The organism is Muricoccus radiodurans, from assembly GCF_050154705.1.
Taxonomy (GTDB): Bacteria; Pseudomonadota; Alphaproteobacteria; order Acetobacterales; family Acetobacteraceae; genus Roseomonas; species Roseomonas radiodurans.
Map to the genome: position 1 here is coordinate 2,472,874 of NZ_CP189561.1, position 14,597 is coordinate 2,487,470.

Genomic DNA, 14,597 nt, shown 5'->3' on the forward strand with positions numbered 1-14,597 from the left:
GTGGCGCCGCGCTTCCTTCTTCACCACGCCCCGAACTCCCGCTCCCTCGGCAGCCTCTGGCTGCTGGAGGAAGCGGGCGCGGATTACGAGCTCCACTGGCACGACCTGCAGGCCGGCACGCAGAAGCGTCCGGAATACCTGGCCGTGAACCCGGCCGGGAAGATGCCCGCCCTGGTGGATCGTGGCCCGGCCGGTGACTGGAACGGCGTCGTGGTGACGGAGGCGGCGGCGGTCACGGCCTATGTCGCCGACGCGCTGCCAGGGGCCGGCCTCGCCCCCGCGCTCGGGGACCCGCAGCGCGCCGCCTACCACACCTGGCTCGCCTATGGTCCTGGCGTGCTGGAACCGGCCATCGCCGACAAGGCCTTTCCGCGGGGCCGCGTGGCCTCCGCCAGCGCCGTCGGCTGGCCGCCCTTCGAGGACGGCGTCGCCCGCATCCAGGCCGCGCTCGGCAAGGGGCCCTGGCTGCTGGGGGACCGCTTCACCGCGGCCGACATCACCATCGGCGGGCTTCTCGCCTGGGTGGCGCAGTGGGGGATGCTCACGCCGGAAGGCAACGTCGCCCGCTACATCGACGCCCTGAACGCCCGCCCCGCGCGCCAGCGCGCCTTCGAAAAGGGGAGTGCCCCACCATGAGCGGCAGCAACAAGGACACCACCCGGCAGGAAGAGTTCAAGCGCGCCACCGCCGGCGCGCTGCGCGCCGTGGCCCGCTCCACCGACGTGCAGGTGGCCTTCCAGCCCGGCCCCTCCGGCCTCGCGGGCAAGCGCGCCCGCCTGCCCCTGCCCACCCGCGCCCTGCCGCCCGCCGAGATGGCCCGCCTCCGCGGCGCCGCCGACGCCGTCGCCCTGAAGCTGCGCCACCACGACGAGGCGAAGCACCAGGCCCGCACCCCTTCCCGCCGGGAAGCAAAGGAGGTCTTCGACGCGCTGGAGCAGGCGCGCGTGGAGGCCGTGGGCGGCAAGGTCATGTCCGGCGTCGCCGCCAACCTCCGCGCCCGCCAGTCGGAGCAGGCGGAGGCCGAGGGCTACGACCGCATGACCCGCAAGGACCAGCTGCCGCTGACGGCGGCGCTGTCCCTGCTGGCCCGCGAACGCCTGACCGGCGAGCCGGTGCCCGACGCCGCCCGCCGCGTCCTCGACCTCTGGCGTGACACGCTCGGCCCCCGCGCGGACGAGGCGCTGGCCGAGATGGCCACGACCGCCGACGACCAGGACGCCTTCGGCCGGGCCGCCCGCAAGCTGCTGACGGCCCTGGACCTTGCCGAGGCCGAGGTCGAGGCCCAGTCCGAGGAATCCCAGGACCAGGAGGACGAGGGCACCGAGACCTCCGGCGCCCAGGACCAGTCCGGCGAGGGTGAGAGCAAGCCCCAGGAATCCGAGAGCATCCTCGGCGCCCAGCCCGAGCAGACCCAGGGCGAGGCCGGCGAGGAGGAAGAGGGCGACGAGGAGGAGGACGGCGCCGCCGCGGAGGGCGAGGACCGCCCCGGCGGCCCACAGCAGCGGAAGGAGGTCCCCCAGACCGACGACGCCTCCCTCTACCGCGCCTACAGCAAGCAGTTCGACGAGGAGGTGGGCGCCGAAGACCTCTGCGACGCCGAGGAGCTATCCCGGCTGCGCCAGCAGCTCGATCAGCAGCTCTCCCACCTGCAGGGCGTCGTCTCGAAGCTCGCCAACCGCCTCCAGCGCCGCCTCCTCGCGCAGCAGCAGCGCGCCTGGGAGTTCGACCTGGAGGAGGGGCTGCTCGACGTCGCGCGCCTCGCCCGTATCGTCGCGTCCCCCACCCACTCCCTCACCTACAAGCGGGAGCGGGAGGCGGATTTCCGCGACACGGTCGTCACCCTGCTGATCGACAACTCCGGCTCGATGCGCGGGCGGCCGATCACGGTCGCGGCCATGTGCTGCGACATCCTCGCCCGCACGCTGGAGCGCTGCGCGGTGAAGGTGGAGATCCTCGGCTTCACCACCCGCGCCTGGAAGGGCGGCCAGTCGCGCGAGCGCTGGGTGCAGGACGGCAAGCCGCGCAACCCCGGCCGCCTGAACGACCTCCGCCACGTCGTCTACAAGGCCGCCGACGCTCCCTGGCGACGCGCCCGCAAGAACCTCGGCCTGATGCTGCGGGAAGGGCTGCTGAAGGAGAACATCGACGGCGAGGCGCTCGACTGGGCCTATAAGCGCCTCCTCTCCCGCCCGGAGAAGCGCCGCATCCTGATGGTCATCTCGGATGGCGCGCCGGTAGACGACAGCACCCTGTCCGTGAACCCCGGCAACTACCTCGAGCGGCACCTGCGCAAGGTGATCCACGACATTGAGGGCCGTGACATCGTGGAGCTGATCGCCATCGGCATCGGCCACGACGTCACCCGCTACTACCGCCGCGCCGTCACCATCGTGGATGCGGAGGAGCTGGGCGGCACGATGATGAAGAAGCTCGCCGAGCTCTTCGACGAGGACGCGGCCGTCGCCTGGCAGCGCGCCGCGGCGGAGCGCGCGCCCGTCCTGGTGTGATCCGGGGGGCGTTTCGCGGGCGGCCCCGGGGAAAGGCGCCGCCTTTCCCCAGACCCCTATCCGCCAGGGGATTGATCCCCTGGACCCCGTTTCATGCCCCTTCCCCGCCGGGCGCACAGATCGCGGGGTCCGGGGGGCTCGTCAGCCCCCCGGTGGTGGGGCCCGGGGAGGCAAAGCCTCCCCGGAGCAACCCGCGCAACACCCTTCCGGAGCCGCCCCGCTGAGACGCCGCCGCATCGGCCGTCGTGCCGCGCTGGCGACGCTGTTGGGCGCCGCGGCCTGCCAGCGCCCGGGCGCCGCGCGGGTGGCCGTCCCCCTCACGGTCTCGGATTCGTTGCCGGACGCGCCGCTGCGGCATCTCGGCACGCTGGACGTCGACACGGAGGCGCTCGGGGCCGAGGGGCTGTCGGGGCTGCACATCGCGCCCGACCTGACCCTGACCGCCGTCAGCGACCTCGGCCGCTGGTGCCGGGCGCGGCTGGTGCTGGCCCCGAACGGCGCGCCGCTCGGCCTGGAGACACCGGTCTCGGGGTGGTTGCGCGACCCCGTGGGGCGCCCCCTTCCCCGCGGTCTGCTCGGGGACGCGGAATCCCTGGCCGCCCTGCCGGACGGAGGCTGGCTCGTCGGCTTCGAGCGGCACCACCGGATCTGGCGCTACCGCCGCCTGGACGGTCCGGCCGAGGTGATGCCGCCCCCGCCCGGCCTGAACGAAGCGCCCCTGAACGCCAGCCTGGAGGCGCTCGGCGCTCTGGCGGACGGCCGCTGGCTCGTCATCACGGAGGGGTTGGCGCCGAGGGATGATCCCTCCGTGCGGATCGGATGGATCGGGGGGCCGGGGCGCTGGCGCCGCCTGCTCTACCAACCGGGCCAGGGCTACGACCCGAGCGACCTCTGCCCCCTGCCGGATGGCGGGGCGCTCGTGCTGGAGCGACATTTCGCCTTCGCTGACGGCTTCTCGGCCCGGATCGTCCACCTGCCCGGCCCTTTGCCGGCCGCCCCACACCGGCTGGAGGGCACGGAACTGGTCCGCCTGGAACCACCCCTGCCGACCGACAACTGGGAGGGCATCTCCGCCTTCCGCCACGGGGGACGGATGCTGGTGGCGGTGCTGTCGGACGACAACGCGCTCTTCCTCCAGCGGACGCTGCTCTCGGTCTTCGCCTGGCCCGAGGCCAGCGCCTGACGGCCCGGCCTCAGACCGTCACGCGGCGGCGCGCAGGTCTTCCAGGACCCTGCGGCGAGGCAGGGTCAGCCAGGTGCGGGCACCGATCCCGGGCGCGGTCTCCAGCGTCAGCTCCCCGCCATGGGCCCGCAGCAGCTCCCGCGCGGAGGCGAGGCCGAAAGCGAGCCCGCGCGTGCCGTCCAGCCCCGCCAGATCGCCGGAGGGCAGGCCAGCACCCTCATCCTCGATCACCACCGCCACCGTCTCGGCGGCGCGGACGAGGCGGATGGCGATGAGGTCGCCCAGCGCCGTCTCCCGCACCGCACGGGTCAGGGCCTGGCACAGGGCGCGCCGCAGGGCGCGCAGATCGGCCAGCAGGGTGAGGGTCTCGACCTCCGGCGACACGCGCCAGAGCCGGGAGGTCTCTCCCAGGGGCAGCGCCACCTCCGTCATGACCTCCTTCAACAGGGGCCCGAGGACGACGGCGCGCTCCTCCAGCCGGCGGGCGCCGGGCTCGGAGGCGACGAGGTCGCTGATCTCTTCGGCGAGGCGGAGAAGGCGGCGGGCCTGAAGCTCCACGGCGGCGGCCGGCGACCTGTCCAGCCCGCCGACGAGGCCGAGCAGGCTCAGGCCCGGCCCCTCCAGCTCCCGCGCGAGCAGGCCGAGGCAGCGGTTCCGGGCCTCAAGCTGGGCCTCGCAGCGCTCCAGCCGCAGCTCCGTGTCCCTGACCTGCCGGATCAGGCGCAGGGCGAAAACGGCGGTGGCAGTGACCGCGGCCAGGACCAGGAACAGGGACAGCGTCTCCATGCCCCATTCTCACCGCGCGCAACCTGCCGAATCGTGAATCCCGGGCCCTGAACATGAAAACGGCGCGGGAGGTCCCGCGCCGCATCAAACAATCCCTTGGCCCGGCATGACCGGCCGGGGACGGCGAAGCCGCCCCGAGGGGACGGCAGAGCCGCCCCGGGGGAGCGTCAGGCCGCTTCCTTCTTCGCCTTCGCCCGCTCGATCCGGCGCTTCAGGACCTGGGCCTCCACCGGCAGGCGCCGGTCGGGGGTGCCGAGCAGGAAGGAATCGAGACCGCCATTGTGCTCCACGGTGCGGATGCCGCGGGTGGAGAGGCGGATCTGAATCGCCGTGCCCAGCACGTCCGAGAAGAACGAGGTCTGCTGGAGGTTCGGCAGGAAGCGCCGGCGGGTCTTGTTGTTGGCGTGGCTGACATTGTTGCCGGCCTGGACGCCCTTGCCGGTGATGGCGCAGCGGCGGGACATGCTCGAAACCCCAGAGTGACGCGCGCGCGCGGCGGTGCGCGTGCAGGCGGTGGATGGCGGAAGAGGGCGGCGTATGGCCCGAGGGCGGCCCATACGTCAAGCCCGCGGCGGGATCAGGCCCGGGGGGCGTTCCCCTTCTCGTCGGCCTGCCGCATCTCCTGCAGCTCGCCCCGCTCCACGGACATGAGGGCGGAGCGCAGGACGTTGGCGATGGCCGCGTCCTCCATGCTGCGGGCCATCAGCCCCAGCGCCCCGCCCAGCAGGGCGGAGGCGATGGAGATCGGCGCGATCCCCTGCTCCAGCATGTACTCGATGGCCTTGTCGGCGACCGCGCCCGCATGGCTGAGGTCCTCCGGCGCCTGTCCTTGCGGGTCCAGCCCCATGCGTGGCGGTTCCTTCTTCGTCCTGGGGTGCGCAGATGGTCAGGCAGAGGCGGGGACGGAAGACCCGTGCCGCGCGAGGGCCGCCGCGGCGTCCCTCGGCTCGGCCAGGTCGGCCGCCTCCCGCGCCGCCGCCGCGGCCTCGGCGGCCGCGACCGCCTGGGCCTGACGCTGCCACATCCCGGCATAGACCCCGCCGGCCGCGACCAGGGCGGCGTGGGTCCCCCGCTCCACGATCACTCCCTCCACCAACACGATGATCTCGTCCGCCTCCACCACGGTGGAGAGGCGGTGGGCGATGACGAGGGTGGTGCGCCCCCGCGCCACGCCGCGCAGCGCGGACTGGATCTCCTGCTCGGTCCGGGTGTCGAGCGCGCTCGTCGCCTCATCCAGGATGAGGATGCGCGGTCCCTTCAGGATGGTGCGGGCGATGGCCACCCGCTGCTTCTCGCCGCCCGAGAGCTTCAGCCCGCGCTCGCCGACGCGGGTCTTGTAGCCCTCCGGCAGGCGCATGACGAAATCGTGGACCTGGGCGAGCTTCGCCGCCTCGACCACCTCCTCCTCGGTCGCGCCGGGGCGGCCATAGGCGATGTTGTAGGCGATGGTATCGTTGAACAGCACCGTGTCCTGCGGCACCACGCCGATGGCGGCCCGCACGCTCTCCTGCGTGACGTCTCGGATGTCATTCCCATCGATCGAGACGCGGCCGCCGGTCACGTCGTAGAAGCGGAACATCAGGCGAGACACGGTGGACTTGCCCGCGCCGGTCGGCCCGACGATCGCCAGCATCTTCCCGGGGGGGACGGCGAAGTCCACGCCGTGCAGGATCTCCCGGTCCGGGCGGTAGCCAAAGCGCACCGCCTCGAAGCGCACCTCGCCCGGGCCGGGCGGCAGGGCGGGCGCGCCCGGCTTGTCAGCCACCTCACGGCTCTCGCGCATGAGGGTGAACATCGCCTCCATGTCCACCAGGCCCTGCTTCATCTCCCGGTATACGAAACCGAGGAAGTTCAGCGGCAGGTAGAGCTGGATGAGGTAGGTGTTCACCAGCACGAAGTCGCCGACCGACATGGTCCCGTTGGCCACGCCGCGCGCCGCCATCAGCATCACCACCGTCAGGCCCGCCGCGATGATCGTCGCCTGACCGATGTTCAGGACGTTCAGCGACACCTCGGAATGCGTGTAGGCCTTCTCGTAGCGCGAGAGGGATTCGTCGTAGCGCCGCTGCTCGTGCCGCTCGTTGCCGAAATACTTCACCGTCTCGTAGTTCAGCAGGGAGTCGATGGCGCGGGTGTTCGCCTCCTGGTCCGTGTCGTTCATCCGCCGGCGGAACTGCAGCCGCCAGTTCGTGAACATGAGCGTGAAGGTGACGTAGAGCGCGATGGTCCCGAGCGTGACCGCCGCGAAGGAGAAGTCGAACATTCCCCACAGGATCGCCGCGACCATCAGGATCTCGAAAATGGTCGGGATGATGTTGAACAGCATGAAGTCGAGGACGAAGTTGATCCCCCGCGTCCCCCGCTCGATCACGCGGGACAGGCCGCCGGTCTGCCGGTCCAGGTGGAAGCGGAGCGACAGGGCGTGCAGGTGGGTGAAGACCTCCAGCGCGATGCGCCGGGCCGCGCGGGCCTGGACGGGGGTGAAGACCGCGTCCCGCAACTCGCCGAAGCCCGCGCTGGCCGCGCGCAGCAGGCCGTAGCCGATCACCAGCGCGACCGGGATCGTCGCCACCGCCGCGATCCCCCCGGCCGCGGCGCCGACATGCGGGGTCAGCGCATCCACCGCCCGGGCATAGGCGATCGGGACCAGGACGTTCGCGATCTTTCCGGCCAGCAGGAAGGCGAGCGCCGCGACCACCCGGATCCGCAGCCCCCTCTCCCCCACCGGCCAGAGGTAGGGCACGAGCGACCGCAGGGTGCGCCATTCCGCGCGGGGTGCGGGCGGAGAGGTGGTGGAGGACAAGGACGGGCTCCGGATTCGCCACGCGCCCGGGCCGCAGGGTGCGGCCGGGGCGCGGATGGGCCGCGGACGCGCGGCGGGATGGTCCCGCTAGATAGGCCCGCCGTCGCCGCGCGACCACCCGCCCGGATGGCGGGTTGCCGGGGTGCGGGCCAGAATGGGCGGATGGACCCACGCCTCCACCGCCACGTCGAAGCCTGCAACAACATTCCCTCGCCCGCCGGCTACCAGCCGCTGCTGATCGGGGACGCCCAGGTGGGCTGGCTGGCACCGGACGTGGTCCGGGCCCTCACCTTCAACCCGCGAAGCTTCCATTTCTCAGCCCGGGGCGTGTCCCTGGCCGCCAGCATCCGCGGCGCGGGCGCCCGCAGCGCGGCCCTGGCCGAGGCGGCGCAGGGCCTCGCCAAGCGCGGCTTCCTCCGCATCCGGGGCGAGGAGTTCGACGTCCGCGCCACGCCGGAGGGCGAGGTGCTGGCCACGGTGGACCGCGGCGCCCTGCCCGCGCTGGGCATCATGAGCCAGGGCGTGCACGTGAACGGCCTGGTGCGCCGGCCTGACGGGCTGCACCTCTGGGTGGGCTGGCGGTCCAAGGACAAGTCGGTGGCCCCGGGGCAGATGGACAACATCGTCGCCGGCGGCATCCCCGCAGGCCTGACGCCCGAGCGCTGCCTCGTGAAGGAGGCGGAGGAGGAGGCCTCCCTCCCCGCCGAGCTGGCCGTGAAGGCCCGCCCGGTGGGGCGCGTCTCCTACATCATGCGGACCGAGGAGGGGATGCGCCGCGACCTCCTGCACCTCTACGACCTCGACGTGCCGGAGGGCGTCACGCCGAAGCCGAACGACGACGAGGTGGAGCGCTACGAGCTCTGGCCCGTCGCCCGCGTGCTGGAGGCGGTGCAGGACACGGGCGACGTGAAGTTCAACGTGAACCTCGTCCTGATCGACCTCTTACTGCGGGAAGGCCTCGTCCAGGACCCGGACGGAGCGCTGCGGGCGGGGCTGGACCAGATGACCTGACGGCCGCGCCGCCGGGTGGCGCTCAGCGGTAGGCCGCCCAGGCGACCCACAGGATGCCCCCCGTGCCGACCAGGCCCCACAGCGTCCTGAGAAGGCTGGGGGGCTCGTTCTGGTCCGGGTTGCCGAAGATCCCGTGGATCAGCGCCATCGGCGAGAGGATGACCACGCCGACGATCAGCAGGACCCACTCGATGACGAATGCCGCGGCCCTCTTCATGGCCTGCGTTTAGCAGAAGGCGCAACGAGAAAGGACCGGAGAAGGGCAGCCCCTCCCCCGGTCCCCTGAATCCACGGGACGGGCCGGTCAGAACCGGCCCGGCCGGCTCAGCGCAGCGTTTCCCGCCGAACCGTTCCGGTCGGCGCCGTCTGCATCGGCGGCCCCGCCTGCGGGCCCGGGCCGGGAGCATAGCCTGGGCCGGGCGGCGGGCCGGCGGCCATCGCAGGCGCCGAAGGGGCTCCGGCCCCGTAGCGCATCAGCGCCGCCCGAAGCGGGTCCGCCGCCGGGTTGTGCGCCGACATGTCCACCACGATCTGCCGCGCCGCGAGCGGGCGGCCGTAATAGGCCGCATTGTCCTCGGACTGGGAGGACATGATCGTGCCGTCCAGCGCGACCCCGGCGTAGAGGCCGCGGGTCCGGGCGAAGGCCACGATGTCCGCCCCGACCGCCGCCGTCGTGGCCCCCGCGACGCTGGCGCCGACCGTCGCCACCGCGATCGAGGCGTCCGCCCCCACCTTGAACTGGCTGTCCATGATGGCGGTCAGGCCCCGGTTCGTCATGATCAGCATCATCATCTGCATGTCCTGCAGGCCGATCTGGAACCCGACGCTGCCCGAGCCGAGCGCGTAGAAGGCCGGCGAGGACCAGGACCCCGCCCCGTCCCGCGCCGTCAGCACGCAGGCCCCGCCCTGGCCGCCGAAGATGAAGCCGGCGCGGAAGATGCGCGGGCAGATCATCACCGCCCGGGCCCGGCCGAGCAGGCGCGTGATCTCCCGCTCCCCCACCGGGTCGGGCTCGGTCATCAGCTCCTGCACGGTCAGCGTGGCGCGGTCCACCAGCGCCTGCTGCGTCATCTGGGCCCCCGCGCCCAGCGGCGCCAGGCCCATGAAAAGGCCTAGCAAAATCTGAAAGCGCCGCATGAAGTCCTTCCCCCAACCCCTTGTGGCGAGTGGACTTTAGCGCAGGCAGCCTGGCAAGGGTAGGGCGATCGCGCGGCGGATTCGCGGCAAGCGCCTCAGCCGGCCGGCGGCTCCTCGTTCACGGTGCCCACACGCCAGTGGCCCCGTTCCTTCTCCAGCCGGGTCAGGGAAAGGTTCTTCACGCTGAACTGGAGGGCCTGATAGGGCGTGAACCCGCAGGCATGGGCCAGCGCCGCGCGGATCGATCCGCCATGGGCCACGATCACCGCGTCGCCCCCCTCGTTCTCCGCCGCCACCGCCTCGAGCGTCGGGCCCACGCGGGCCACCACCTCGGACAGGCTCTCGCCGCCCGGCGGCTTCTCGTCGGCGCCGTGGTTCCAGAAGGGATGCGGCGGGTCGCGCAGGACGGCGGTGAACGCCTCGTGCGTCAGCCCTTCCCATTCGCCGAGATGCTGCTCGATGAAGTGGGGAAGCGGGATCGGCTCCTGCGCCGGGTAGCCGGCCGCGAAGATCGCCATCGCGGTCGCGCGGGTGCGGGAGAGCGGGGTGCAGTACCAGCGCGCCTCCCGCGGCAGGCGGCGGGCCAGCCATTCGTGCGCCGGCCGCTCCCGCGCCAAAGTCGCCTCGCAGAGCGCGACATCCATCGAGCCATAGGCGGTCAGCCGCGCGGATTCCTCCACCAGGGCGTGGCGGATGAGGAAGATTCGGGTCGGCGCGGTCATGGGGGCCCATACGACACCTGCCCGCCTCCCGCGAGACCCGGCGCCTGAAACCGCCGGTCCGTCAGAACATCGTGTTGCCGTTGGCGGCGCTCTCCGGAACCTCTTGGATGACGTCCCAGTGCTCCACGATCCGGTCCCCGGCGACGCGGAAGATATCCGCGATGGCCCGGCCCCGGTCGGCGGCGTTCGACCGGGCGTGGACGTGCAGGTAGACGAGGTCGCCCTCCGCGGCGCTCCGCACGATGCGGGACCGGGCCTCGGGGTTGGCGGCGAAGATCCGGGTGAAGGCGGCGACGAAGGCCGCGCGGCCATCGGGGACGCGCGGGTTGTGCTGGATGTAGCCCTCCGAGAGGACGCGCTCGGCCACGGTCAGGTCGTGGCGGACGAAGACCGCCTCGTAGAAGTCGATCACGAGGCGGCGGTTCCGCTCCTCCTGCGCGAGGTCCCGCGCCGGCTGCGCCAGGGCCGGGGCCGCGACGGGAAGGAGGGCGAGGAACGGAACGAGGCGGCGCAGCGGGTTCATGGCATCGGGTCCGGCGATGGTCCTGCCGGCACCCTACGCCGACCCGGCCCGCGACACGAAGGCGGGCCGGAGGCGTCGCTACTCCCCGATGCTCAGCAGCGCGCCGCGCACCCGTGCCCCGTGGAACTGGCGCATGAAGAGAAGCGCCAGCGCCGCGAGCCAGATCGCGTCCAGCCCGAAGGCCCAGCCGAGATGGCCCCAGGCGATCCGCCCCTCGAGCAGCGCGGCGCGCATTCCCTCGAAGACATGGGATGCCGGCACCGCGAGCGCGACTGGCTGCAGCCAGGAGGGAAGGACGGAGACAGGATAGAAGACGGCGGCGAAGGGCGTCAGCCCGAACAGCACGGACCAGGCCAGCGCCTCCGCCCCCGCGCCGTGGCGCAGAATGAGGCTGGTGACGCCGAGCGCCACCGCCCAGCCCATGATCATCAGCGCCGCGAAGAACAGCACCACGACCGGCCCCAGGGAGAAGAGCCCGAAGCCGTAGAGCAGCCAGGCCAGCAGAACCGCCGGCAGCACGCCCGTCAGCATGCGGATCGCGCTCATCCCCACCAGCGCCGCGACCAGCTCCCAGGGCCGCAGCGGAGAGACGAAGACGTGGCCGAGGTTGCGCGACCAGATCTCCTCCAGGAAGGAGATGGCGAAGCCCATCTGGCTGCGCAGCGCCACTTCCCACAGCAGCACGCCGCCGAGCAGCGCGCCGGCCGCAAGGCTGGCCGTGTTCGCCTGCACACCGGCCACATAGGCAGTGATGAAGCCCCAGACGATCATCTGGAGCACGGGCCAGTACATCAGCTCCAGCACGCGCGGCCAGGACCGGCGGAACAGCGCGATGTGGCGGTACATCATCCCCCAGATGCGTCGCGCGGAAGCGCGCCCGTCCTGCATTGCCGAGGCGCGCATCACGCGACCTCCGCCGCGCGGCGGTTGCGCGCGATGTCCAGGAAGACCTCCTCCAGGTCGTCGCGCCCGTAGCGCGCCAGCAGCGCCGCCGGCGACCCGGAATCGACGAGCTTCCCGCCCTTCAGCATGAGGACGTGGGAGCACATCCGCTCCACCTCCGCCATGTTGTGGGAAGCCAGCAGGATCGCGCAGCCGCTCTCGTCCCGGTAGCGCTCCAGCCAGGAGCGGACCCAGTCCGCCGTGTCGGGGTCGAGGCTCGCCGTCGGCTCGTCCAGCAGCAGCACCTCTGGCCGGTTGATCAGCGACTTCGCCAGCGCCACCCGCGTCTTCTGCCCCGCTGAGAGCTGCCCCGCCGGGCGGTCCAGCAGGTCGGTCAGCGCGAGCTGCTCCGCCAGTTCCCGGATGCGCGCCTCCGCCCCGCGCACGTCGTAGAGGTGCGCGTAGACCCGCAGATTCTCCGCGACGGACAGCCGGTGCGGCAGCGCCACATAGGGGGAGGAGAAGTTCATCCGCGCGAGGGCGGCGAAGCGGTCCCGCGCCATGTCGTGCCCGAGCACCGTCGCGCGCCCGCCCGTGGGGATGAGCATCCCCAGCAGCATCGCGATGGTCGTGCTCTTCCCCGCGCCGTTGCCGCCCAGCAGCCCGTGCGTCTCGCCGCGCGGCAAGGTGAAGGACAGGTTGTCCACCGCCAGCGTGTCGCCGTAGCGCTTCGTCAGCCCCTCCGCCGCGATGGCGGGGGCGGCGGAGTCCGGGTTGTGCCGCATGGACGCGGGATACGCCCGGCGAGGCGGCGCCGCCAGGAGCGCGGCGTTCAATCCCGCGCCAGCAGCCTCGGCAAGCTCACCGCCGCAGGCGGCGGTCCATCGTCCGCCCCTGGAAGAGGGTGATCCCGTTCTCCCATCCCCAGGCGATCGAGGCGGCGCGGTCCGCGCCGGTCAGAACGACTGGCACCGCTCCCTCCCGCACCAGGGCAGCGACCGGCCCGGGATCCCCGGGCAGCGCGTCGCTCCAGGCCAGGCGGACGAGGTCCACGCCCAGCCGCTCCGGCGGCAGCAGGGCCAGCGCGGCGCCGGACGGCGCCTCCAGCGCCAGCCGGTAGCCGCGGCTGCGCGCGAGGTCGCGTCCCAGCGCGAAGCCCGCGGCGTCCCCCAGCACGTCCGCCGCCGTCACGCCGAGCGCCAGCAGCGACCGCACCGCCCGCGGCAGCACCGCGTCCAGCCGCAGGAAGGCGTCGGAGGTGAGCGTCCCGACGGAGACGGACAGGTGCAGCGCCCGCGGGCTGCCCCGCCATTCCGGCCGCCCCACCCAGGCCAGCATCCTCGCTTCCAGCAGCCGCCGGAGATGGGCGGAGAGCGCCGGCACGGGACGGAGGCTCTGCCCCGGCAGCAGTCGCGTCCGCAGCGCGCCGAGCAGGGGCGCGACCGATTCGGCCACGAGGTCCACCTCCCCCTCCGGCGGCAGGCGGCAGACGGGCTGGCGGCGCAGGAAGGGGGTCACCTCCGCCCGCTGTAGGGCCGGGGCGACGGCCTCCAGCGCGGCCGCGTCGACCGGCGGTTCCGCCACCTCCGGGACCTCGGCCGGGCCGGGCGCGAGGCCCAGGCTTTCCTCGAGCGCGCCGAGCAGGGCGGCGGACTCCTCGGGCAGCCGGAGGGTGCGCAGCAGCGTCGCGATCGCCGGTTCCGGCAACGTGCCGTCCAGCACGCGGGTGGCGGTGGGGCGCAGCGTGTCGGGCGGGGCGGTGGCCACCACCATGTCGCCGTCCGGCAGGTGGAAGAGCCGGGCCCGGCGGGCGTGGTGCGGCAGGGTCAGCGCCTCCCGCAGCAGGCGGCGGTGGTGCGGCCGGTCCAGCCCCGGTGGCAGTCGGGAGAGGCGGAGCCAGAGGATCTCCCGCACCGCGCCGGAGGCGGCGCAGTCCCGGACAAGGGCCGCGAGTTCCGCCGCGCTGCCTTCCGGGCCGGTGAGGGCCGGCGGGGCCGGCCGCCCGAGGGCGATCGGGTCGAGCAGGAGGCTCACGCCCGTAGCCCCGCCGCGGCCAGGATGCGGTCGGCCTGCGGCCCGGCGAAGCGGCCGATGCCGCGCACCAGCCCCCATTCCAGGGCGGCGCGGTCCGCCACGCCTTCCAGCACCACGCGATCCGGCCCGATGGCGGCCCAGATCGTGTCCGGCAGCGCCATCAGGCCGGGGCCGTGCCGGAGGTGGAGGACCGCCTCCGGCAGCCGGGCCGGGTCCATCAGCGCCAGCGCCTCCGGCGAGAGGCCCGCGATCGCGAAGGGGCCACGCGGCGGCTCCGCCAGGGCACGCGGCGGCAGGACCGGCAGGGGCATGGGCCCGGCGGCGCGCGCCTCGGGCGGCGGCAGGTCCTCGGGAAGCAGGTCGAGGTGAACTGGGGCGGTCTCGCGGGCGGCGGACGGCATCTCGGCCAGGGCCCGCCGCGCGACGAGGCCGCGCGCGTGATCCAGCCAGGGCGCCCCGGCCCAGCGCGGCCCGATCGCCGCCTGCACCGCGCGAGTCGAAGGGTGGAGCCGCACCCCCGCGAGCCGGGGCATGGCGCCCCCGCCGAAGCCGAGGATGGCACGCCGCCGGAGCAGGCTGGCCAGCGGGCGCAGGGCGAGCAGCCGCTCCGGCCCCTCCCCCACCGGCGGGGCGACCAGCGTGGCGGGGGAGGCCACCGCCTCCGTCACCAGGGCGGCGTCGCGGCCAGTCAGCACGGCGGCCAGCGCCCGGCGCGCCTCCTCCAGCACGGGGGGCGCGCCCTCCAGCCGCCAGGCGCCGTCCTCGGCGGGCATGACGCGGCCGCCGCGGTGGCGGGCCGCATCCTCCAGCAAGGCGCGGGCGATGCGGTGCGCCTCCGGCCCCAGGGCCGGACCGGGACGGAAGAGCAGCGACCCCGGCGGCGTCGCGAGGGGCGCGCGCGGAAGAAGGACCGAGGGGGGAAGGGTGGAGGCCGTTCTGGCCGGCAGGGTCGTGGAGGACATCGCGGCCAAGCTGCCAGCCCGATGGTTAACGCACCGTCACTCCGCCC

Annotated in this window: 16 protein-coding genes; 4 read left to right on the forward strand and 12 right to left on the reverse strand. The window is 73.4% G+C overall.

Annotated features, from left to right (window positions below):
• The 3 genes from ACP6CK_RS12140 to ACP6CK_RS12150 all read left to right on the forward strand — a co-directional run bounded on the left by ACP6CK_RS12140 (position 1) and on the right by ACP6CK_RS12150 (position 3,690).
• On the forward strand, positions 1 to 636 hold the full coding sequence (locus ACP6CK_RS12140; RefSeq protein ID WP_426959209.1) for a glutathione S-transferase family protein: 636 nt from the start codon (positions 1 to 3) through the stop codon (positions 634 to 636).
• Positions 633 to 2,507, forward strand: a complete 1,875-nt coding sequence (gene cobT / locus ACP6CK_RS12145) for a cobaltochelatase subunit CobT (protein ID WP_426959211.1) — start codon at positions 633 to 635, stop codon at positions 2,505 to 2,507. The genes ACP6CK_RS12140 and cobT overlap by 4 nt, the downstream gene beginning before the upstream one ends.
• Positions 2,508 to 2,811: 304 nt before the next feature.
• On the forward strand, positions 2,812 to 3,690 hold the full coding sequence (locus ACP6CK_RS12150) for an esterase-like activity of phytase family protein (RefSeq protein WP_426959212.1): 879 nt from the start codon (positions 2,812 to 2,814) through the stop codon (positions 3,688 to 3,690).
• Between the two features lie 18 nt (positions 3,691 to 3,708).
• Here ACP6CK_RS12150 and ACP6CK_RS12155 read toward each other — a convergent pair whose 3' ends face one another.
• The 4 genes from ACP6CK_RS12155 to ACP6CK_RS12170 all read right to left on the reverse strand — a co-directional run bounded on the left by ACP6CK_RS12155 (position 3,709) and on the right by ACP6CK_RS12170 (position 7,279).
• Positions 3,709 to 4,476, reverse strand: a complete 768-nt coding sequence (locus ACP6CK_RS12155; RefSeq protein WP_426959213.1) for a sensor histidine kinase — start codon at positions 4,474 to 4,476, stop codon at positions 3,709 to 3,711.
• Between the two features lie 167 nt (positions 4,477 to 4,643).
• On the reverse strand, positions 4,644 to 4,940 hold the full coding sequence (gene rpmB / locus ACP6CK_RS12160) for a 50S ribosomal protein L28 (RefSeq protein WP_426959214.1): 297 nt from the start codon (positions 4,938 to 4,940) through the stop codon (positions 4,644 to 4,646).
• 113 nt (positions 4,941 to 5,053) lie between these two features.
• The gene (locus ACP6CK_RS12165) at positions 5,054 to 5,323 is read right to left on the reverse strand and encodes a hypothetical protein (RefSeq protein ID WP_426959215.1); all 270 of its coding nucleotides are present in this window, start codon (positions 5,321 to 5,323) and stop codon (positions 5,054 to 5,056) included.
• A 39-nt stretch (positions 5,324 to 5,362) separates the two neighbouring features.
• Positions 5,363 to 7,279 (reverse strand): ABCB family ABC transporter ATP-binding protein/permease, encoded by a 1,917-nt coding sequence (locus ACP6CK_RS12170; RefSeq protein WP_426959217.1) that lies wholly within the window; start codon positions 7,277 to 7,279, stop codon positions 5,363 to 5,365.
• Positions 7,280 to 7,441: 162 nt separating this feature from the next.
• Between ACP6CK_RS12170 and ACP6CK_RS12175 the strand changes: the two genes are divergently transcribed.
• Positions 7,442 to 8,290 (forward strand): DUF4743 domain-containing protein, encoded by an 849-nt coding sequence (locus ACP6CK_RS12175; RefSeq protein WP_426959218.1) that lies wholly within the window; start codon positions 7,442 to 7,444, stop codon positions 8,288 to 8,290.
• A 22-nt stretch (positions 8,291 to 8,312) separates the two neighbouring features.
• Here the strand turns inward: ACP6CK_RS12175 and ACP6CK_RS12180 are convergent, their stop codons facing one another.
• The 8 genes from ACP6CK_RS12180 to ACP6CK_RS12215 form a co-directional block, all read right to left on the reverse strand.
• Complete coding sequence (locus ACP6CK_RS12180; protein WP_426959220.1) at positions 8,313 to 8,507, reverse strand: hypothetical protein; 195 nt, start codon at positions 8,505 to 8,507, stop codon at positions 8,313 to 8,315.
• Between the two features lie 107 nt (positions 8,508 to 8,614).
• Positions 8,615 to 9,427: a lipid-binding SYLF domain-containing protein gene (locus ACP6CK_RS12185; protein WP_426959221.1), complete on the reverse strand. Its 813-nt coding sequence runs from the start codon at positions 9,425 to 9,427 to the stop codon at positions 8,615 to 8,617.
• Between the two features lie 95 nt (positions 9,428 to 9,522).
• Positions 9,523 to 10,149, reverse strand: a complete 627-nt coding sequence (locus ACP6CK_RS12190; RefSeq protein WP_426959223.1) for a histidine phosphatase family protein — start codon at positions 10,147 to 10,149, stop codon at positions 9,523 to 9,525.
• A gap of 61 nt (positions 10,150 to 10,210) precedes the next feature.
• Positions 10,211 to 10,672, reverse strand: coding sequence for a nuclear transport factor 2 family protein (locus ACP6CK_RS12195; RefSeq protein WP_426959224.1), 462 nt, complete (start codon positions 10,670 to 10,672; stop codon positions 10,211 to 10,213).
• A gap of 78 nt (positions 10,673 to 10,750) precedes the next feature.
• A complete protein-coding gene (locus ACP6CK_RS12200; RefSeq protein ID WP_426959226.1) occupies positions 10,751 to 11,575 on the reverse strand; it encodes an ABC transporter permease in 825 nt (274 codons plus the stop codon).
• Positions 11,575 to 12,390 (reverse strand): ABC transporter ATP-binding protein, encoded by an 816-nt coding sequence (locus ACP6CK_RS12205; RefSeq protein WP_426959228.1) that lies wholly within the window; start codon positions 12,388 to 12,390, stop codon positions 11,575 to 11,577. The genes ACP6CK_RS12200 and ACP6CK_RS12205 overlap by 1 nt, the downstream gene beginning before the upstream one ends.
• Positions 12,391 to 12,415: 25 nt before the next feature.
• Entirely contained in the window at positions 12,416 to 13,588 is a 1,173-nt protein-coding gene (locus ACP6CK_RS12210) for a hypothetical protein (RefSeq protein ID WP_426959229.1), read from the reverse strand.
• A complete protein-coding gene (locus ACP6CK_RS12215) occupies positions 13,585 to 14,550 on the reverse strand; it encodes a hypothetical protein (RefSeq protein ID WP_426959230.1) in 966 nt (321 codons plus the stop codon). Before ACP6CK_RS12215 ends, ACP6CK_RS12210 begins: the two co-directional genes overlap by 4 nt.
• Positions 14,551 to 14,597: the final 47 nt, after the last annotated feature.

What these genes read in the sequence shown, in the direction of transcription:
- cobT (WP_426959211.1), top strand. Translation starts at nt 633, where the DNA reads ATGAGCGGCAGCAACAAGGACACCACCCGGCAGGAAGAGTTCAAGCGC.
- ACP6CK_RS12155 (WP_426959213.1), bottom strand. Translation starts at nt 4,476, where the DNA reads ATGGAGACGCTGTCCCTGTTCCTGGTCCTGGCCGCGGTCACTGCCACC.
- rpmB (WP_426959214.1), bottom strand. Translation starts at nt 4,940, where the DNA reads ATGTCCCGCCGCTGCGCCATCACCGGCAAGGGCGTCCAGGCCGGCAAC.
- ACP6CK_RS12165 (WP_426959215.1), bottom strand. Translation starts at nt 5,323, where the DNA reads ATGGGGCTGGACCCGCAAGGACAGGCGCCGGAGGACCTCAGCCATGCG.
- ACP6CK_RS12175 (WP_426959218.1), top strand. Translation starts at nt 7,442, where the DNA reads ATGGACCCACGCCTCCACCGCCACGTCGAAGCCTGCAACAACATTCCC.
- ACP6CK_RS12180 (WP_426959220.1), bottom strand. Translation starts at nt 8,507, where the DNA reads ATGAAGAGGGCCGCGGCATTCGTCATCGAGTGGGTCCTGCTGATCGTC.
- ACP6CK_RS12185 (WP_426959221.1), bottom strand. Translation starts at nt 9,427, where the DNA reads ATGCGGCGCTTTCAGATTTTGCTAGGCCTTTTCATGGGCCTGGCGCCG.
- ACP6CK_RS12190 (WP_426959223.1), bottom strand. Translation starts at nt 10,149, where the DNA reads ATGACCGCGCCGACCCGAATCTTCCTCATCCGCCACGCCCTGGTGGAG.
- ACP6CK_RS12195 (WP_426959224.1), bottom strand. Translation starts at nt 10,672, where the DNA reads ATGAACCCGCTGCGCCGCCTCGTTCCGTTCCTCGCCCTCCTTCCCGTC.
- ACP6CK_RS12200 (WP_426959226.1), bottom strand. Translation starts at nt 11,575, where the DNA reads ATGCGCGCCTCGGCAATGCAGGACGGGCGCGCTTCCGCGCGACGCATC.
- ACP6CK_RS12215 (WP_426959230.1), bottom strand. Translation starts at nt 14,550, where the DNA reads ATGTCCTCCACGACCCTGCCGGCCAGAACGGCCTCCACCCTTCCCCCC.